A 19441-nucleotide genomic window follows, 5' to 3' on the forward strand; every position below is an offset into this window, starting at 1 on the left:
TTAAAGATCTTCTAATAGCAACAAATAAAGGTTTTTTGCCGAACTGCCATATTGAGTAAAGTCTTCTTCTTTGGCTTTTTCAAAATATTTAATTGCGGTAATATTTGTTGGATAATCTCTTTCGTACTTCTTCTTTATTGCGCTAAGTCCATCGCTTTTCACTCCAAGAATCTGACTTGTAGTTGCAAAAACTATAATGTTTGTTGGTAGTTCGTTTGGTTTATGCTGTTTTATTTGCTTTGAAGAGAATAATATTGATCCTTCTTCGGCAATTAAATTTTCGCAAGTAGAAAATAGGAATTTTGGATTAGCTGCCTTTTCATAAGTAAGTTTATTTTCTTGCAAAATGTTGAAAAGGGAAGAGTCGTAACACAATACTTCACTTTCATACCAGTCATTCTCTTCTAAAATATTCTCAAACTGTTCTTTTACTTCTTCAGAATTCTCACAGTATAAAAATTTACCTCCATTTTTTTTAAAATTGAATATAAACTGTTCGTCTATTGACATACTGCTGTCAGAAAAAGAGCTGTTATTTTCTTTCTCTTTTTCCTCTTCTGAAGCCGAAATACTAGAACCAAAAATTTTTCTAAAAAGACTCATATTTTGTTAAGGTACTTTATATGTTATTTGAAAACGTCCAAAGATAAAAAAATCTTAATTCAAAAGCGGGTTTTGAATTAAGATTTTAAAAATAATTAAATTTTTGGGTAATTTATGTTATGAAACTACTTCCTCAAGATTTTTGTCAAAAGTTCTTTTTCCGAAAATAGCTTCTAGATCATCTTTGAAGATTACTTCTTTTTCAATAAGTATATCTGCCAGTTGATTTAGTTTGTCTTTGTTCTCTTCTAGAATTTTTATTGCTCTTTGGTATTGGCTTTCAATTAATAATGAAATTTCAGTGTCAATTATTTTAGCTGTTTCTTCAGAGTATGGTTTAGAGAAATTATATTCACTTTGGCCAGTTGAATCATAATAGGTAACATTTCCTATTTTGTCGTTTAGTCCATAAATGGTAACCATCGCGCGAGCTTGTTTGGTTACTTTTTCTAAATCACTTAATGCTCCAGTTGAAATTCGATCAAAAGTAACTCTTTCAGCAGCTCTTCCTCCCATTGTTGCACACATTTCGTCTAACATTTGGTCTGGGCGAACAATTAAGCGCTCTTCTGGTAAATACCAAGCAGCACCTAAACTTTGTCCTCTAGGAACAATAGTTACTTTTATAAGCGGTGCTGCATGTTCCAGCATCCAACTTACCGTTGCATGTCCTGCTTCGTGAATAGCAATAGCTTTCTTTTCTTCAGGTGTAACAATTTTATTTTTCTTTTCTAATCCACCAACAATTCTATCTACTGCATCCAAGAAATCTTGTTTGTCAACTGCCGTTTTATTATAACGTGCAGCAATTAATGCAGCTTCGTTACATACATTGGCAATATCTGCTCCAGAAAATCCTGGAGTTTGTTTTGCTAAAAAGTCTAAATCTAGCCCCTCTACTTTTTTCAAAGGAGCAAGGTGTACTTTAAAAATTTCAGCACGTTCACGAATATCAGGTAAGTCAACAAATATTTGTCTATCAAAACGACCAGCACGCATTAAGGCTTTGTCAAGAACATCAGCTCTATTCGTAGCCGCTAAAACAATTACATTTGAATTGGTTCCAAAACCGTCCATTTCAGTTAGCAATTGATTCAGTGTGTTTTCTCTTTCGTCATTTCCACCTGACATATTACTTTTTCCTCTTGCTCTACCTACAGCATCTATTTCATCAATGAAAATGATAGCAGGTGATTTTTCTTTGGCTTGTTTAAACAAATCACGTACACGTGAAGCTCCAACACCAACAAACATTTCAACAAAATCAGATCCTGATAAAGAGAAAAAGGGAACTTGTGCTTCACCAGCTACGGCTTTTGCTAATAAAGTTTTACCAGTTCCAGGAGGCCCTACAAGCAAAGCACCTTTGGGAATTTTACCACCTAGATTGGTGTATTTTTCGGGGTTCTTTAAGAATTCTACAATTTCTTGTATTTCTTCTTTGGCTCCTTCAAGTCCTGCAACATCTTTGAATGTTGTTTTTACATCTGTTTTTTCATCAAAAAGTTTTGCTTTTGATTTTCCAATGTTGAAAATTTGTCCACCTCCACCACCGGCTCCACCAGACATTTTTCTCATAATGAAAATCCAAACTCCAATAATGATAATAATTGGAAGCAAGCTGATAAGGATATCGGTCCAGTTGCTTTTTTGAGCAAATTTAAAATCTTTTAATTTTCCTTCAGCAATGGCTTTTTCTAATTTGGATTGGAATATTTGATCGTTACCTATCTCAAAAGTATATTGAGGACCTTTGCTGACATTACCCAGCATGTCTTTAGCTACTTTTTCATGTTCTTTCAATTTTAAAGCATCTGCAGTTAAATACACTTCTGCTTCTGTTTTATTTGAAACTATTACCTTTTGAACTTGGCCTTTTTCTAATATAACATCAAAATTAGGCGGAGTTAATGGTGCAGGTTCTTGAAAATTAGAACTACCAGTTATAAAACTGATAAATAAGAAAATAAGAAGTATGGCAGTGTAAACTAACCATGGACTTACTTTAAATTTATTAGGGTTTGGATTATTATCTTTTGCCATTTTAAGTGTCTTTCTTTAGTATTTGTTTGCTATTGTAGTAATTTTTGCATCTCCCCACAAACTTTCAATATTGTAATATTCTCTAATTTGTTTTTGAAAAACATGAACTACAATGTTAACATAATCCATAAGAACCCATTCAGCATTGTCTGAACCTTCAACATGCCAAGGTTTATCTTTTAATTCTTTTGAAACTGTTTTTTGAATAGAGTTAACGATAGCGTTAACTTGTGTGTTTGAATTTCCGTTGCAAACAACAAAATAATCACAAACTGCGGTATCAATTTCTCTTAAGTCGAGAATATCTATATCATTTCCTTTTACTTCTTCGATTCCTTTAATGATGTTTGCTAATAAATCATCATTGTTTATTGTCTTTTTTGCCATGAAAAATTTTTATATAAGTTTGTAAAGTTACCATTTTTTGTGATTATTTTTGAACCTTAACATAATATTAAATTCTCTCCCACAAATAATAACTAATGAAACTAATCAAACTCGATGCCATAGATTCAACTAATGAGTTTCTAAAAGGGTTGTCAAGTAAACAAAAACTGGAAAACTTTACAGTTGTAACGGCAGAAAATCAAACTAAAGGTAAAGGGCAAATGGGGTCAGTCTGGTCCTCTGAAGCGGGTAAGAATCTAATAATGAGTGTTTTTATTAAAGATTCTTTATCTGATGTTAATCAGATTTATAACCTTAATATAGCGATAGCATTAGCAATTATTCAAAGTTTGGAAACATTTAATATTCCTAATTTAAGCATTAAATGGCCAAACGACATTATGTCATATAATTTCAAAATTGGCGGTCTTTTAATTGAAAATAGCATTAAAAGTGACGGGAATTTGAGTTCAATTGTAGGTTTAGGGCTCAATATTAATCAAACAAATTTTGATAACTTGCCTAAAGCGTCTTCAATTGCTAAAATTTGCGAGGCTTCATTTGATAAAGAAAAAGTTCTTTATTCTATAATTGACAAAATAAAGCAAAATACCGACAAGCTAAAAAATGATTCTGATTCTATGTGGGAGGAATATGTCAATTTACTTTTCAAAAAAGGTGTTCCAATGCCTTTCAAAGACGGTTTAGGTAAAAATTTTATGGGTATTATCCAAGGGGTTTCTACCTCTGGTAATCTTCAAGTTCTTTTAGAGGATGATAGTATTGCCGAGTATAGCCTTAAGGAGATACAAATGCTTTATTGAGCTATAGGGAATTCTAGCAAGGCTAATTTTATATTTCTATGTTGAACGGGTAGATTATTGGTGTTTGGCGTGGTGAAATTATTTAAAAAATTAAAGCCAAAACTGCAGTAATACTTGATGATAATAGGATTGTCCGCCCAAGTATCCATACGTAAATAATCTATATTTTTTTGTAAACAATATTTTTTTGCCCATTCAAATATTTTTGCAAATTGTTGTTTTCCCTTGTGTTTCGGGTTCACCACAATACGATGCAAGTAGATGGCTGAATCCTTATCTTTTTCTTCCCAAATAATTGGGTCATTACTACATGTCGAAAAGATGCAGGCAATTTCGTTGTGAATTATAATTTTATATTGAATTTTTTCTTTGATATCATTTTTGATCACATCAACATCATAACCATTCCAAACAGGAAATTTATTTTTTTGTTGGTACAGTATGGCTTCGTCAAACATCCAGCAGATAAATGGAATATCATGTTCTGTGGTGTTTGTTATGGTAAATGGTTCCATTTTTATGATAGTGTGTAATTGATGTAAAAAGACACCCTTTTTGTTTTCACTAAAAGGGTGTCTTTTTTATATAAAATCTGAATTTATAACTTGCCCATATTCGAAGCAAGAGTTTCAATAAATTTACCAATAGGTCCTTTTATCATCATAGCCATCATCGGGTTAAAATCACCTTCGAAATCCAATTTTACAGCACTTGAACTGTCAGAAACAGTATCAATATTAGCTGTAAGTGTAAAAGGAAGTTTGTCACTTGCAGCACCTAAAACTACTTTGTTTGGTGCTACTTTTTCTTTCATTTTAAGTTTGATTTCAGGCATCCCTTTTAATCCAAAAATAAAAGCATCTTCTCCAATAACTTCAAATTTAGCAATGTTTTCAGGCATTAACTTTTCGAAACTTTTCACATCAGTCAATAAATCAAATAATTCTTGTGCCGATTTCCCTACAGTAACTTTTGGACTTTCTAAGTTCATTTTTTTTATTTTTTATTTTTTTTCCACATCCCAAGTAGATGGAATAGTGCTCCATTCTCTCAATGTTTTTTCTTCTTTTTCAGTGATATAACTTTTTGCAACAGCTAAATTAAGTAAGTTTTGGTAATTACTCAAGGTGTATAAATCCAGTTTGGCGTCTTTAAAGTTTTGTTCAGCAACATCAAAACCATAGGTAAAAATGGCAGCCATCCCTTTAATATTCGCACCAGCAGCACGCAAAGCTTCAACAGCATTCAAACTGCTGTTACCTGTACTGATCAAATCCTCGACCACAACTACATTTTGCCCTTTTTGTAAAAAACCTTCCACTTGGTTCTGGCGACCATGTTTCTTGGCTTCTGGACGCACATATACGAACGGGAGTCCCATGCTTTCAGCAACCAGCATACCAATTCCTATCGCTCCAGTGGCCACACCGGCAATAACATCTGGCTTGCCAAATTGTTTTTCAATATGTTTAGAAAATTCATCTCTAACATAATTTCTTATAGTTGGAAATGAGAGTATTAGCCTGTTATCACAATAAATAGGTGATTTCCATCCAGAAGCCCATGTAAAAGGATTTCCTGGATTCAATTTAATTGCATTTATTTGTAAAAGCAATTCGGCTGTTTTTTCGGCAGTATCTTTATTAAAAATCATAATACAAATGTATAAAGTTTTTGTTAACGACAAACCACTTTTTTTGACAAATAAAATCTCAAAAGAGACAGATTTTCAATTATTTCTTCTTGAAAGCATTGATATAAAACAACTTATAGTCAAAATTTTTCAAAATAAAATTCAAAAAGCCTATCTATATCATCCTGATGAAAAGGAGATTATGAAGACTTTGAAAACAAAAATCCCTGTAAATAAAGCAGGTGGAGGATTAGTTTACAATAAAAAAGGGGAGGTGCTCTTCATTTTTAGGAACGGAAAATGGGATTTACCCAAAGGCGGAACTGAAAAAGGAGAGGATATGGAACAAACTGCCATGCGTGAAGTCGAAGAAGAGACTGGTGTGAATTTATTGAGGGTTACACACAAACTTCAAAAGACCTATCACGTCTTTAAACGCAATGGTGTTTATAAGCTAAAAATCACTCATTGGTTCGAAATGCAGTCCGATTTTGAAGGTATTCCGCAGGGCCAATTGGAGGAAGGAATCGAAAAAGTGGCTTGGTTTAGCCCAGATGAGATACCTGACGCATTAAAAAATTCTTATGAGAACATTAAATTATTGTTTGAACAAGAAAAAAGTATTCACCCTAATTCATTGTGATTTGGGCATATCACCATTAAAAGAAAGAGGCCAATCAGCATTACGGTGATTGGCCTCTTTTTTTAATGCTGTCAGGCTATTCGCGCTACTTCGGTAGCCAGCTTCTATCCTTTATGCAAAAAAAGAGCTAAGTCAGTTCGTTATTCTTGTTCAATCAATTTTAACTACCTTTGCGCAAATTATAAAAATGAACAAGAAACACCATTCTAACAATATACTATTGAATTTAGGCATCGAGAGCCTAAATGAAATGCAGGAAGTAGCTCAAGACGCTATTTTAAACGATAATAATGTCTTACTATTATCACCAACAGGTTCTGGAAAAACATTAGCTTTTTTATTGCCTATTTTAGAAATGTTACAACCTGAGATTCTATCGGTTCAATGTTTAATTCTGGTTCCGTCACGTGAATTAGGATTGCAAATTGAACAAGTTTGGAAAAAAATGGGAACTGATTATAAAGTGAATGTTTGTTACGGCGGACATTCAATCGATACTGAAATCAAGAATTTAAGTAATCCACCAGCAGTTTTAATAGGAACGCCAGGACGTATTGCGGATCATATTGATAGAGGAACTTTTCGAGTAGATAAAATCCAAACGTTGATTCTAGATGAATTTGATAAATCATTGCAGTTGGGATTCCATGAGCAAATGTCATTTATCATTGGGAAATTGACCAAACTAAATAAAAGAGTTTTGGTTTCGGCGACTTCGGATATTGAAATTCCTAAATACACTAGAGTAGTTAATCCTACAATTCTTGATTTTATTCCGGAACATGAAGTAGAGACCAATCTTTCAATGAAATTGGTAGTTTCTAAAGAGAAAGACAAAATAGGAAGTTTATTCAACCTGATTTGTTCTTTGAAATCAGAGTCGGCTATTGTTTTTTGTAATCATCGTGATGCAGCAGAGCGCATTAGTGATACTTTAAACGAAAAAGGAATTTACGCTACGTATTATCACGGAGGAATGGATCAGGACGAACGGGAGCGTGCCTTAATTCAATTTCGTAATGGAAGTGTTAGTTATTTAATCACAACGGATCTAGCAGCACGTGGATTAGATATTCCTGAAATGAATCATGTTATTCATTATCACCTGCCATCTAAGGAAGATGAATTTACGCATAGAAACGGTCGTACAGCTCGTATGACAGCTTCAGGAACTGCGTATGTTGTGGCGCATGAAAGTGAGAAAAAAATGGATTATATCGATTATGGAATGAACGTTTTTCCAATTGATAATGCTACTACTTTGCCTAAACCGCCACAATTTCAAACTATTTATATCAGTGGAGGAAAGAAGAACAAACTAAACAAAATTGATATTGTTGGTTTCTTTTCTCAAAAAGGAAAACTGGAAAAAGGAGATTTAGGACTAATTGAAGTAAAAGATTTCATTTCTTTTGCAGCAGTGAAATTTAATAAAGTAAAAGATTTATTGCACAACATTAAGGATGAAAAAATGAAAGGTAAAAAGTTCAAAATTGAAGTCGCTAGAAAAGTAATTAAGAAAGAAGAGGAATAGATTTTTTTTAAATCCAACTATATTTTAAAACTACAACTTGAAGCGTTTAAAGGCGTTTAAAGTTGTAGTTTTCTTTTTTTGTAATTATTCCTCTAGGTAATAATCAGTAAAATCATCTTTCAAGGCGACTCCTGAAATTTGTCTGCTAATCATTTGTTCTAATAAATAGGCTAATTTTTGAGCCGCAAACTCATAAGATAGTCCATCAGGCTGAATGTTGGATACACAATTTCTTTTTTCATCAGTATTTCCTTTTTTGGGATTCCAAGTGATATAAGCACCCATACTTGTAGGCGAACTTAAACCAGGTCTTTCGCCAATTAATATCAAAGCAATTTTAGCATCTAATAATTCACCTATTTCATCCGAAATAGCCACTCGGCCATATTTTACAATAACTATGGGGGCAAGGTTTTTTATTTTTAATTTCGGAATTAACAATTCAATTAGCTTCATCGCATGAAGATTAACGGCTTCTGCCGAAAGGCCATCTGCGATAATGATGCATAAATCAGCTTTCTTTTTGGGATAATCGTCTAGTTGCGTACTGCTTTGATCATGGAGTAATCGTCCTTTATTTGGATTTCTAAGGTATTCGCTGGTATTTGCTATTTGACTTTGTGCAAAAATCGTTGTTAATCCTATGTTTTTTGCGTCAGCTTTTATATTTAGCACATCTAGTTCAGTACTTATCGCATCTTTTGCAAGGGCATGTGCCATTCTTAACTGTAACACTTCATTGGTAGGTAGCGCATTTCCAGCTCTACCAAGTGCAATTCTTGCATTGGTGAATTCTCTTAATTGGTGCCAGTTGTCTAATTCCATATTTTTAAATTAGGATTACCTTTTGATTAATTCTAATAATTTATTTTGATTTTGAGCTTTTAAGAGTTCTTTTTTGCTGTTCATAATTCCCATTTTGATGAGCCATTCTTCAAATTCGGGTGCAGGTTTTAAGCCCAGTAATTTTCGTATATACAAAGCATCATGAAACGACGTACTTTGATAATTGAGCATGATATCATCTGAGCCTGGGATTCCCATAATAAAATTGCAACCTGCGGTTCCCAATAGTGTTAGTAGAACATCCATATCGTCTTGATCTGCTTCGGCATGATTGGTATAGCAAATATCGCAACCCATAGGTAATCCCATTATTTTAGCACAAAAATGATCTTCTAGACCTGCTCTAATAATTTGTTTACCATCATATAAATATTCGGGTCCAATAAAACCTACCACTGAATTTACTAAAAAAGGATCAAAGGCACGCGCCACAGCATAAGAGCGCGCTTCGAGTGTTTGTTGGTCAATACCATAATTGGAATTCGAAGAAAGGGAACTGCCTTGTCCTGTTTCAAAATACATTACATTTTTACCAATAGTTCCACGGGATAATGATTGTGCGGCTTCATATCCTTCTTTTAATAACCCTAAATTGATTCCGAAACTGGCATTTGTTTTTTCGGTTCCACCTATAGATTGAAAAACTAAATCTACGGGAGCACCTTGTTCTATTGCCATTATGGTATTGGTAATATGACTTAAAATACACATTTGCGTCGGAATTTGATATTGCATTCGCATATCGTCGAGCATTTTTAACAAATTAATTTGTGTGGTGATATTATCAAATGCAGGATTAATTCCTATAAGTGCATCGCCATTTCCATAAAATAAGCCATCAATAACTGAGGCTAAGATTCCTTTGACATCATCTGTTGGGTGATTGGGTTGAAGGCGAGTAGATAGATGTCCTTTGAGTCCTACTGTACTTCTGAATTTTGTAATTACCTCACATTTTGAACTCACCAATATCAAATCTTGGAGGCTCATAATCTTTGAAACGGCAGCAGCTATTTCAGGAGTTATGGCTTTTTGTAAAGCAGTTAATTCTTGTTTTTGTATTTTATTATCGAGTAAATAATTGCGAAAATCACCTACTGTAAGATGTGATATGTTTTTAAAAGCTTCTTGATCGTGCGTGTCAATAATCAAGCGGGTCACTTCATCAATTTCGTACGGAATTAATGGCTTGTTCAAGAACTCACTTATGGGTAACTCAGCCAATGCCATTTGGGCTGCCACTCGTTCTTGGTAGGATTGTGCTGCGATTCCAGCCAGTTGATCACCAGAGCGCAGCGGAGTTGCTTTGGCCATTAATTCAGCTAAAGAATCGAAAACAAAAACAGTATTGTTGACAGTATGTTTATACATTTTTTATTCGTGCTTGTACTTATTGATGTTGGAATCAGTGCAAATTATTTTTCTCCTTTATAGAAAATTTTGAACAATGCAAAGCCCAAAACGATCGCTCCAAAATACCATAACGCCAAAATGGGATTGTAATAACTCATGGCTATCAACGAAAACAATCCAATTAATAGTGCTGTAATAGTGAGAACTGGATATAAAGGTACAACAAATGGGCGTTCTAAATTGGGTTCTGATTTTCTTAATTGCAGTAGCGACATCATGGAAAGAATATATAATGTAAGCGCTCCAAAAACCGCTATAGTTATTATTTCGCCTGTTTTATTGGTAAATAAGGTGGCAATTCCTAAACCTGTATTTACAATAAGTGCATTGGCGGGAGTTAAAAATTTAGTATGTACTTTGCCTAGGAATTTTGGTGCAAAATCTATTTTTCCAAATTCCATTGTTGCTCTTCCTCCCGCAAGAATGAGTCCGTGGAAAGAGGCAATTAAACCAAAAAGACCCACGCCTATCAATAAATGATACATCATGCTATCAGTAGAAACTGCCATTCCCATTGCCATTGGCAAAGGAGAATCGGATAAACTACCGTCTGCTTTATACACCACTTTTTCCCAACCACCTACACCAATGGTTGCTACGAAAACCATGATACACAATATAACGAGTGTAAGTATGGCGCTTCCAAAACCTTTTGTAATGTCTTTTTGTGGATTTATGGTTTCTTCGGCAACATTCGCGACGCCTTCGATACCAAGGAAAAACCAAATTGCAAATGGGATGGCCGCAAAAATTCCTTCCCAACCATTTGTACTTGCATTAAGCGTTAGTTTTTCTGAAGAAAAATGCGGAATAGTTACCCCAAAAAACAATAGCAACTCGGCAACAGCTAAGATGGTAATAAACAATTCGAATGTTGCGGCTATTTTTACCCCAAAAATATTGAGGGCTGTAAATAATAAATAAGCTCCAATTGCCGCTGGTAAAATAGGGATTTGAGGAAAGGAGAGATTCAAGTACGCGCCTATTGCGATTGCGATGGCTGGCGGAGCAAATACAAATTCTATAATTTGTGCAAGTCCTGTAATAAAACCAATGTCTTTACCAAAGGCTCTGTTCGCATAATCAAAACCGCCACCTGCTTTAGGAATCGCACAGGATAATTCACAATACGAAAAACTAAAACAAACATACATGATAATGATGATAAAAGTGGCAATGGCCATGCCAAGCGTGCCTCCTTTTTCTAATCCTAAATTCCACCCAAAATACATTCCTGAAATCACATAACCTACTCCAAGTCCCCAAAGCAAAAGAGGAGAAAGTGTTTTTTTTAGATGTGCACTCATAAATTTAGAATTTGAATTATTTGTAGTTAAAAAGTTAAAACTATAAATATTATTTCAAATAAATTTATTTTAAGGGATTATTGTTGTGGTATTTTCTTCTAATTGATAAATATTTTATTTTTTAACTTTTGAATAGAGATATAATAATTGATTTGAGTATAAAACAAAAAAAACGTCTTGAATAGTCAAGACGTTTTTAATATAAACCCATTTTGGTAAATTATGTTTTCTTTACATATTGTGTAATAATCACGATAGTTTGACCATCTACTTTTCCTTCAATATATTCAGCGTTTTCGTGGTCTAAACGAATGTTTCGAACCGCAGTTCCTTGCTTAGCGACCATACTAGAACCTTTCACTTTAAGGTCTTTTATCAAAACAACCGAGTCTCCATGTTCTAGGATTACGCCGTTGCTGTCGCGGTGTATTATTTTATTTTCATCATCTTCACCTTCCCCCGTTGCTTGAGCCCAAGCAAGGGTGTCCTCGTCAAAATACATTTGGTCGATTAATTCTTGGGGCCAACCTGCTGCGCGTAAACGGCTTAACATTCTCCAAGAAACGACTTGTACAGCGGTATGCTCGCTCCACATGCTATCATTCAGGCATCTCCAGTGATTAAGGTCTTCATGACCTGGGTTTTCAATTTGGTCGATACAGGTACTACACGCCATTATAGCTTCGTCTATTCCCCCTTTTTTAGTGGGTAAAACCTCGTATACCTTTAGGTTTTCTGTTGCGGCACATAATTCGCATTGTGATCCACTGCGTTTGCTTAATTCTCTTTCGATACTCATTGTTGGCTTTTATTTTATTTTATGCAAAAATAGGGTTAAATAATGTTTTTTACAACAAACATATTTTTTAGATAAAATCTTATAAATAGTTTTAAATAGCTATTAATTAGTGTTTTAAGTAGGGATTAAATTGCTTACTGAATTAAATTATTTAAATTTAAGTAAGTAACAATTAAATTATAAAGCTATGAAAACTAAATCATTACTATTTGCAGGTTTTATTTTTATTTTATTCGTATCCTGTGATTCGACTTCTATTGATGGATCAGAACAAATTGCCGCATCTTTAAGTGCAAGTGCAAAAAGTGTTAACGCGAAACCAGTTGAAAAGGATGTGTCCATTTCACTAGTGGGTATAGACAATTCTACTGGAACTGGATCTAATTTCGTAGGTACAATGACACATTTAGGAGAGGTACATGGAGCTACGTCCACCACTCTTTTCCAAGATAATGGTGATGGCACTTTTAATTATGGATCGAGTGATATCCTTTATGCCGCAAATGGAGATGAATTATATACGGAAACAAAAATTGTTTTGACTTTTAGTTCAGCAACAGCTGCAACGTATGTTGGAGGATTTATTGTAACAGGAGGGAATGGTAGATTCCTTGGAGCAACAGGGTCTTTCTCTATTGCCAATGGTGTTTATATCATTAATGAGTCTACAGGCTTAGGTACGTCAACCCATAATGCAATTGGAAAAATTACGTATTAATGAAATGATTTGGAGTTTTTAAATTTGATCAAGTATGTGCAATAAAAGTTTTACTATGGTATAATACTAAACTTTTATTGCAGATACTTTTTTAAGTATCATGTAAAGTGAACCTTTTAAATAATTAAAAGAATCTTAAATTAAATAATATTTTTTTAGATTAATTAAAATATAAAATCATTTAGAACTTACTCTAACTGCCTCCGGCACTAGCATTTCGTACTCTCCTCCATTGCGGATGACATCTCTTACAATACTAGAACTAATGTAAGAAGTTCTTGCAGCAGTCAGCAAGAAAACCGTTTCTATTTTGGATAAATGTCTGTTAGTGTGTGCAATTGCTTTTTCAAACTCAAAATCGGCTGGATTTCGCAATCCACGTAAAATGAAGTCCGCATTTACTTTTTTACATAAGTCAATTGTAAGTCCTTCATAATTAATAACGCTAACTTTTGGTTCATCCTTAAACGTTTCTTCAATAAAGCGTTTCCTTTCTTCTAGGGTAAACATGTATTTTTTTTCGGCATTAACACCAATTGCTATGACAATTTCATCAAATAAAGGAATTGCCCTTTTAATAATATCTTCATGTCCTAGTGTAATGGGATCAAAAGATCCTGGAAATATAGCTTTTCTCATTTATGTTAGAGTTTCAAGTTTGAGGTTTCAAGTTTAAATCTGTAATAACTTTATAAAGATAACTCGATTGCATTAGTAAATAACTCAGTTAGTGAAATTCCTGCAGCTTTGGCTTGTTGAGGAATCAAACTTTCAGTAGTTAAACCAGGAATGGTATTCATTTCTAGCATATAAGGCTCATTGTTTACGATAATGAACTCAGAGCGAGAAAATCCTTTCATACGTAGTATTTCATAAGCACGTTTAGCAATGTTTCCTACTTTTTGAGTCATTTCATCACAGATTCTAGCAGGAGTGATTTCTTGTGATTTTCCTAAATATTTGGCTTCATAGTCGAAGAAGTCATTTTCGGATACGATTTCTGTGATGGGTAAAACGGTTGTTTTTCCTTGGTAATTAATTACCCCTACAGAAACTTCGGTTCCGTCTAGGAAACTTTCGATGATGATTTCGTTGTCTTCTTTGTAAGCGACTTCGATGGCAATTGGCAATTCGGCTTCCGTTTTTACTTTAGAAATGCCAAAGCTAGAACCTGCTTTGTTTGGTTTTACAAAACAAGGTAAACCTACTTTACTTACAATTGCTGCAGTGTCAATATGTTCTCCTTTGTTTAAGTAATATGATATAGCACTTTTTATTCCGTATGGTTTTAATACCGATAAAAGATCTCTTTTATTGAAGGTTAAAGCGGCTTGGTAATAATCACATGAAGTATGTGGCAGATCAATTAACTCGAAGTAAGCTTGCATGAGTCCGTCTTCACCTGGAGTACCATGAATGGCGTTGAAGACACAGTCAAATGTGATTTTGTTACCGTTAAGAGTTATAGAAAAATCATTTTTATCAATTGGGAATTCGGTGTCATTATCATCAACATAGACCCATTTTTCTTTAAAAATGTGAATTCGAAATCCATTGTATTTTGTTTTGTCCAAAAATTGGTATACTACGTTTCCGCTTATTAGTGAAATTTTGTATTCGCTGGAATAGCCGCCCATGATAATGGCAATATTTTTCATTTTATATTGTTTAATGTTGGAACACAAATTGTGTTTTGTAGTTCGAATCGTTTTATTTTCTAGCCCTGATAGCAGCGGTATCCTTTTCTTTTTTTCTTTAAAAAAGAAAAGATACAAGCGTATAGCGGGAAATAGCTCCAAATATACAAGGGTATTTTTTGCTTAAACAAAATTATCATTTTTTTTGAAACGAAATAGCTATATCTTTGCCCATATAAAAAATAATTTATGAGTTTACGTAAATACCTTACCAGCCGTGTGTTTTTTCTACAAGTATTTATCGCGGTTTTGATAATTGCCGTTTTGGGATATCTTTTTATGCATTGGTTGACTTTTACTACTAATCATGGAAATGAGATTGCTGTTCCTAATTTAAGTAAACTAACAGAAGAGCAAGTGGAGGAAAAACTAGATGATTTAGACTTAGATTACGTTTTACTTGATAGTGTGGATTATAGAAATGATTATCCTAAATACAGTGTGGTACAACAAGATCCCTTGCCTGGAGCCAAAGTGAAAGAGGGTAGAAAGGTGTATATTAAAATTAATTCATCGGGATTTTCATCAGTGAAAGTGCCTGATTTAATTGAAAAAACATACCGTGAAGCAGTACCTACGCTAAAAGCGTTAGGTCTTGAAGAAGGGACAATTACTTATATACCAAATCTTGGAAAAGACATGGTATTAGAAATGCGTTATAAAGGTAGAAATATCAAAGCGGGAGATAAAGTATTGAAATCGTCTAAAATTGATCTAGTTTTAGGAGATGGAAAAGCGAGTTATGAAGAAGATATAAGAACGGATAGCATTCCTAATCCAACACAAGAAATGCCTAATGAACAATAATGTAGAGTCGATTGACTTAGAAGAAGAATTATACGAACATTTTAAATTTGAAGTTCCAAAAGGAATAACACCTATACGAATTGATAAATATTTAATGGGATTGATTCAAAATGCAACCCGAAATAAATTACAAATAGCAGCTACTGAAGGGAATATTTTTGTGAATGATGCGACTGTGAAGTCAAATTATAAAGTAAAAGCTTTTGATGTAGTTCGTGTGATGTTGACGCATCCACCCTACGAAAACCATATTATCGCGGAGAATATTCCGCTAAACATTGTTTATGAGGATGATGCTTTGTTGTTAATCAATAAAGAACCAGGAATGGTGGTTCACCCTGGACATGGAAACTATACAGGAACATTAGTGCATGCCTTGGCCTATCATTTTGATAATTTGCCAATGAATAGCAGTGAGCGACCAGGATTAGTACATCGTATTGATAAAGATACTTCAGGCTTACTTGTAATTGCCAAAACGGAAGCGGCAATGACCCATTTAGCCAAACAATTTGAGGCTAAAACTTCTGAAAGAGAGTATATAGCGTTAGTTTGGGGGAATGTAGCGGAGGAAAGCGGAACGATTGAAGGAAACTTAGCACGTCACTTGAAAGACCGCATGCAAATGGCTGTTTTTGCTGATCCAGAGATTGGGAAACCAGCGATTACTCATTATAAAGTTTTGGAACGTTTTGGTTATGTGACTTTGATTTCATGCCAATTAGAAACGGGGCGTACACACCAGATTCGTGCCCATTTAAAACATATAGGACATCCTTTATTTAATGACGAACGTTATGGTGGTCATTTGATTTTAAAAGGAACTACGTTTACAAAATATAAGCAGTTTATAGACAATTGCTTTAAAGCATTGCCAAGGCAAGCATTGCATGCTAAAACACTTGGTTTTGTGCATCCTACCACTAAAGAATTGATGCGTTTTGATACTGAATTACCACAAGATTTTCAAGATTGTATTGAAAAATGGAGAGGGTATTCTAAATCACATTTAACAGAGGAAGAGGAGTAGAGTTTCAAAGTTACAGAGTTTCAAAGTTTCGGAGGTTTAAAGTTGCTTAGCTTTGAGGATTTGAAAATCTAGATAAATAATAAAAATCCCTTTTGAAAAAGTCAAAAGGGATTTTTGGTTAAAAATGGTTTTTGGATTATAATGCTATATTTTTAGTCTAAAGCTATTTCACTTTTTTCAAAGCTACCTTTTTGTTGTCTACAAATAAGCGGCAACTAGTAGAGAAAAACCCAGAAATATTTGTTTTTACAGCTAATTTCTCTCCTTTTTTGGTTGTTATAATTCCTGTCATAGCACTAGGAGTAATAAAATTTAATTGTTCATCCTGTAGTTCATTATTAATGAAAAGTTTTTCACCTGTAAACCAGTTATTAGTGATTTTTATTTCTTCATTTTCATAATTGGCAATCCATTCGCTTCTCATTGTAGTTTGGTTTTTAAAGTTGAATTCATAAAGTTTGGCTACAAAATAGGAAGCTAAATCAAAACTTTTGGACTCTCATAATTTAACTGTAAATTGACAATATTTAGAATACAATTACAATACCCACTTTTAGTGATATTTGAAAGAATATTTTGACAATTTTAAAAATAGAAAAGAATAAATTCTCATTAGTTATCTCAAAAGATTAGCTGTAAATATTTATAATTTAAGGAAGTTATTGTGTCATTTCGATTCCTTATGAATTTGTCTTATATTTAATTTAGTTTTCGTTTGAAACTACAAAATACAAAATGCTGTTGTGTGTCAAATGGTGTAGTATGGTTTTCATAAATGCATTTCAATTTTTCAAAACTATTTCCCATTTTTGTGGTTAAAGTTTCTTCATTATATTGTTTTATTTCCAAACCACTACATTTTTTAGGACCATTTTCAGAGAATGTTCCAATGACCAAATACCCTGTAAGGGCTTTTTTAGCTATGGTTAAATATTTTTCTATTTGCTCATTAGTAGTTAAGAAATGAAATGTAGCTCTGTCATGCCAAACATCATAGACTTCATCGGGTTTGAATTCGGTTATATCGCTTACAATCCAATTGACTTTCTCGGCTTTTTTTCCTAATCTTTCTTTTGCTTTTTCAATTGCATTAGCTGAGATGTCTAAAACTGTAATGTTTTCATATCCTTCTTTGATTAAATAATCTACCAGGTTACTATCCCCACCCCCAATATCTATAATTTTCGAGTTTTTTGGTAAATGAAATGAATGAATATAATCCAATGCTGTTTTTGGAATTTCTTGAGTCCAACTAACTTCATCTGGATTTTTAGTTTCATATACTGTTTCCCAATGATTTTTATTATTTGATTCCATAGTATTTGCTTTATTTTATTGGGTAATTAAAATTTGTGCCAATAATTAGTAATATCTTTTAAAAAACTAACCAAAATTATCTATTTCTAGTTTTCTTTTTGATACTTTGATATAATTACTTTTTAACAACATTTTTTGTCTTGTTGAATTGGTGGGCAAGGAACACTCCCATAACTGCAATAAACACAACAGTCCCCTTCTTTTGGTTTTAGTACCGCTTTACATTTTTCGCATTCGTAAAAAAACTGACAAGCATCTGAAGGCATCGTCTCTTCTTTTTTATGTCCACAGTTAGGGCAGGTGATTGTTGATTGTAATATGATTTTCATTTTTTTATTCATTATTTGGATTCGTTTGCTTTTAATACCCTTAATATATTACCACCAAGAATTTTAATTATATCTTTTTTACTATATCCTTTTTCAACCAGTGCTTTTGTAATTAATGGATATGTTGTTACATCGTCCAGCTGTTGTGGTGTTAAATTAATTCCATCAAAGTCGGAGCCCAATCCTACATAATCAGCACCCACTAAATTAATGATGTACTCGATATGTTGAATTACATTTGATAGTGGTGGTCGCATTGCCTGAGCTTCCTCATGATATTTGTTATAAAGGTAATCTTGTGCATAAAAATCTATCATTCCTGTTTTCATGAGGGAGTCGTTTTCAACGGCATGTTTTTGAAGGAAAGCAAGTTCTTTAGCATCAAAAGTGGGATCAATAAATCCGGGATTAAAATTTATTTGGATGACACCACCATTTTTTGCGATGGCTTTTATTTGGTCGTCTTTTAAATTGCGACGGTGTGGGACGAGACTATATACGGAACTATGAGAAGCAATAATAGGTTTAGTTGTGGTTTTCATTACATCCCAAAAAGTTTGGTCGCCGGAGTGGCTTACATCTACAATCATTCCTATTTGGTTCATGTGTTGCACTACTTGTATTCCAAAATCAGTGAGTCCTTTGTGAGTCAAGTTAGGATTGGTAACTTCCTCCATAGCGCTTGTAGCCCATGTGGGAGCTACGTTATGTGTTAAGGTAAGGTAGCGTGCCCCACGATTGTAAAGACTGTCTAATTTATTGAGGTCGTTTTCTATCATATGTCCCCCCTCGACACCAAATAGTGCCGCAATTTTATTTTGATGTACGGTTTTTAGGAGTTTTGCATAATTACTCACTTTTACAATTTTGTTTGGATTACGGGCTATTACAGCATCTAGACTGTCCATTTCTCTATTGGCATAAGCAAAGGGATTTTTTAAATCGCCCTCACAAAACACAGAAAAAAATTGAACATCTAGCCCTCCTTTTTTCAATCGTTCTAGGTCGCTGTGTGTTTTTCCTTTTAGATCTTGGTCAAAAACAATTCCTATATCGGCAGCTTTCATGAGGATGTCATTATGAGTATCGACCACAATGGCTTCATGATGTATTTTTTTGTAGGATTGAGCGAAGGTTTGACTCGTTATTAGAATACTAAGTAATACTAATTTTATTTTCATAGTACAGCTTTGGTTTGATGTTGGGTCACTTAATTGAAATTGAGAATACCGAAATAAAAACGATTTCTAAAATAGAGGTTGTTAGTGAACTAAAGTACTGTTTTATTTGGAATAATCGAGCGTAATTTGTTGGTTTTTAGTGCGTAAAAATAATATTTATGGCTTGTATCGGGGTTGTCCTAGTTTTAATTTACCGCTCTTTTATAAACTAGGCTGCATAAAGGATAGCAGCGGAAATCCTCCCTTTTTGGGAGATTGTAGCGAATAGCCTGACGCTACTGTAACGGAGTGGAAGTAGGGGTACGCCATAAAAAAAAATCCGACTTGCTT

Annotated in this window: 22 protein-coding genes; 6 read left to right on the forward strand and 16 right to left on the reverse strand. The window is 33.7% G+C overall.

The features are described from left to right. The 3 genes from AB3G33_RS09510 to rsfS all read right to left on the reverse strand — a co-directional run bounded on the left by AB3G33_RS09510 (position 1) and on the right by rsfS (position 3033). Complete coding sequence (locus AB3G33_RS09510) at positions 1-603, reverse strand: lactate utilization protein B/C (protein ID WP_367752138.1); 603 nt, start codon at positions 601-603, stop codon at positions 1-3. A gap of 117 nt (positions 604-720) precedes the next feature. Further along, positions 721-2646, reverse strand: a complete 1926-nt coding sequence (gene ftsH, locus AB3G33_RS09515) for an ATP-dependent zinc metalloprotease FtsH (RefSeq protein ID WP_367752140.1) — start codon at positions 2644-2646, stop codon at positions 721-723. A gap of 15 nt (positions 2647-2661) precedes the next feature. Next, a complete protein-coding gene (rsfS, locus tag AB3G33_RS09520; protein WP_187016767.1) occupies positions 2662-3033 on the reverse strand; it encodes a ribosome silencing factor in 372 nt (123 codons plus the stop codon). A gap of 95 nt (positions 3034-3128) precedes the next feature. Between rsfS and AB3G33_RS09525 the strand changes: the two genes are divergently transcribed. Beyond that, positions 3129-3857 carry a biotin--[acetyl-CoA-carboxylase] ligase gene (locus AB3G33_RS09525; RefSeq protein WP_367768634.1) on the forward strand — a complete coding sequence of 243 codons (729 nt, stop codon included), beginning with the start codon at positions 3129-3131 and terminating at the stop codon, positions 3855-3857. Here AB3G33_RS09525 and AB3G33_RS09530 read toward each other — a convergent pair. The 3 genes from AB3G33_RS09530 to pyrE all read right to left on the reverse strand — a co-directional run bounded on the left by AB3G33_RS09530 (position 3851) and on the right by pyrE (position 5511). Next, positions 3851-4372, reverse strand: a complete 522-nt coding sequence (locus tag AB3G33_RS09530; RefSeq protein WP_367768638.1) for a GNAT family N-acetyltransferase — start codon at positions 4370-4372, stop codon at positions 3851-3853. The two genes, AB3G33_RS09525 and AB3G33_RS09530, sit on opposite strands and share 7 nt — an antisense overlap. A gap of 83 nt (positions 4373-4455) precedes the next feature. After that, positions 4456-4848: an SRPBCC family protein gene (locus AB3G33_RS09535; RefSeq protein WP_367768641.1), complete on the reverse strand. Its 393-nt coding sequence runs from the start codon at positions 4846-4848 to the stop codon at positions 4456-4458. Between the two features lie 12 nt (positions 4849-4860). Continuing rightward, positions 4861-5511: an orotate phosphoribosyltransferase gene (gene pyrE / locus AB3G33_RS09540; RefSeq protein ID WP_367768643.1), complete on the reverse strand. Its 651-nt coding sequence runs from the start codon at positions 5509-5511 to the stop codon at positions 4861-4863. 7 nt (positions 5512-5518) lie between these two features. Between pyrE and AB3G33_RS09545 the strand changes: the two genes are divergently transcribed. Together AB3G33_RS09545 and AB3G33_RS09550 are read left to right on the forward strand one after the other, a co-directional pair. Next, the gene (locus AB3G33_RS09545; protein WP_367768645.1) at positions 5519-6133 is read left to right on the forward strand and encodes an NUDIX hydrolase; all 615 of its coding nucleotides are present in this window, start codon (positions 5519-5521) and stop codon (positions 6131-6133) included. A gap of 187 nt (positions 6134-6320) precedes the next feature. Further along, positions 6321-7667, forward strand: a complete 1347-nt coding sequence (locus tag AB3G33_RS09550) for a DEAD/DEAH box helicase (RefSeq protein ID WP_367768648.1) — start codon at positions 6321-6323, stop codon at positions 7665-7667. A gap of 84 nt (positions 7668-7751) precedes the next feature. On the opposite strand, the gene eutC is transcribed toward AB3G33_RS09550, so the two are convergent. From eutC to AB3G33_RS09570, 4 genes are all read right to left on the reverse strand, one after another. Then, positions 7752-8492: an ethanolamine ammonia-lyase subunit EutC gene (gene eutC / locus AB3G33_RS09555; protein ID WP_367768651.1), complete on the reverse strand. Its 741-nt coding sequence runs from the start codon at positions 8490-8492 to the stop codon at positions 7752-7754. Between the two features lie 15 nt (positions 8493-8507). Continuing rightward, the gene (locus tag AB3G33_RS09560; protein WP_367768654.1) at positions 8508-9884 is read right to left on the reverse strand and encodes an ethanolamine ammonia-lyase subunit EutB; all 1377 of its coding nucleotides are present in this window, start codon (positions 9882-9884) and stop codon (positions 8508-8510) included. Positions 9885-9928: 44 nt separating this feature from the next. Beyond that, positions 9929-11233, reverse strand: coding sequence for an ethanolamine permease (gene eat / locus AB3G33_RS09565; protein WP_367768656.1), 1305 nt, complete (start codon positions 11231-11233; stop codon positions 9929-9931). Between the two features lie 220 nt (positions 11234-11453). Then, the gene (locus tag AB3G33_RS09570; protein ID WP_367768658.1) at positions 11454-12032 is read right to left on the reverse strand and encodes a PhnA domain-containing protein; all 579 of its coding nucleotides are present in this window, start codon (positions 12030-12032) and stop codon (positions 11454-11456) included. 187 nt (positions 12033-12219) lie between these two features. Here AB3G33_RS09570 and AB3G33_RS09575 point away from each other — a divergent pair, with 187 nt between their 5' ends. Next, entirely contained in the window at positions 12220-12750 is a 531-nt protein-coding gene (locus AB3G33_RS09575; RefSeq protein WP_367768660.1) for a hypothetical protein, read from the forward strand. A gap of 177 nt (positions 12751-12927) precedes the next feature. On the opposite strand, the gene coaD is transcribed toward AB3G33_RS09575, so the two are convergent. Further along, positions 12928-13389 (reverse strand): pantetheine-phosphate adenylyltransferase, encoded by a 462-nt coding sequence (coaD, locus tag AB3G33_RS09580; RefSeq protein WP_367768663.1) that lies wholly within the window; start codon positions 13387-13389, stop codon positions 12928-12930. 50 nt (positions 13390-13439) lie between these two features. Next, complete coding sequence (locus AB3G33_RS09585; RefSeq protein ID WP_367768665.1) at positions 13440-14408, reverse strand: D-alanine--D-alanine ligase; 969 nt, start codon at positions 14406-14408, stop codon at positions 13440-13442. Between the two features lie 228 nt (positions 14409-14636). On the opposite strand from AB3G33_RS09585, the gene AB3G33_RS09590 reads away from it, so the two are divergent. Both AB3G33_RS09590 and AB3G33_RS09595 read left to right on the forward strand, forming a co-directional pair. Next, on the forward strand, positions 14637-15254 hold the full coding sequence (locus AB3G33_RS09590) for a PASTA domain-containing protein (protein ID WP_367768668.1): 618 nt from the start codon (positions 14637-14639) through the stop codon (positions 15252-15254). After that, positions 15244-16284 (forward strand): RluA family pseudouridine synthase, encoded by a 1041-nt coding sequence (locus AB3G33_RS09595; RefSeq protein WP_367768671.1) that lies wholly within the window; start codon positions 15244-15246, stop codon positions 16282-16284. The genes AB3G33_RS09590 and AB3G33_RS09595 overlap by 11 nt, the downstream gene beginning before the upstream one ends. A gap of 163 nt (positions 16285-16447) precedes the next feature. Here the strand turns inward: AB3G33_RS09595 and AB3G33_RS09600 are convergent, their stop codons facing one another. From AB3G33_RS09600 to AB3G33_RS09615, 4 genes are all read right to left on the reverse strand, one after another. Continuing rightward, positions 16448-16708, reverse strand: a complete 261-nt coding sequence (locus AB3G33_RS09600; RefSeq protein ID WP_367768674.1) for a hypothetical protein — start codon at positions 16706-16708, stop codon at positions 16448-16450. 275 nt (positions 16709-16983) lie between these two features. After that, complete coding sequence (locus AB3G33_RS09605; protein ID WP_367768676.1) at positions 16984-17601, reverse strand: trans-aconitate 2-methyltransferase; 618 nt, start codon at positions 17599-17601, stop codon at positions 16984-16986. Positions 17602-17723: 122 nt separating this feature from the next. Next, on the reverse strand, positions 17724-17930 hold the full coding sequence (locus tag AB3G33_RS09610) for a GDCCVxC domain-containing (seleno)protein (protein WP_367768679.1): 207 nt from the start codon (positions 17928-17930) through the stop codon (positions 17724-17726). An 11-nt stretch (positions 17931-17941) separates the two neighbouring features. Further along, positions 17942-19111: a dipeptidase gene (locus tag AB3G33_RS09615; protein WP_367768682.1), complete on the reverse strand. Its 1170-nt coding sequence runs from the start codon at positions 19109-19111 to the stop codon at positions 17942-17944. Positions 19112-19441: the final 330 nt, after the last annotated feature.

This window comes from Flavobacterium sp. WC2421 (genome assembly GCF_040822115.1).
Classification (GTDB): Bacteria; Bacteroidota; Bacteroidia; order Flavobacteriales; family Flavobacteriaceae; genus Flavobacterium.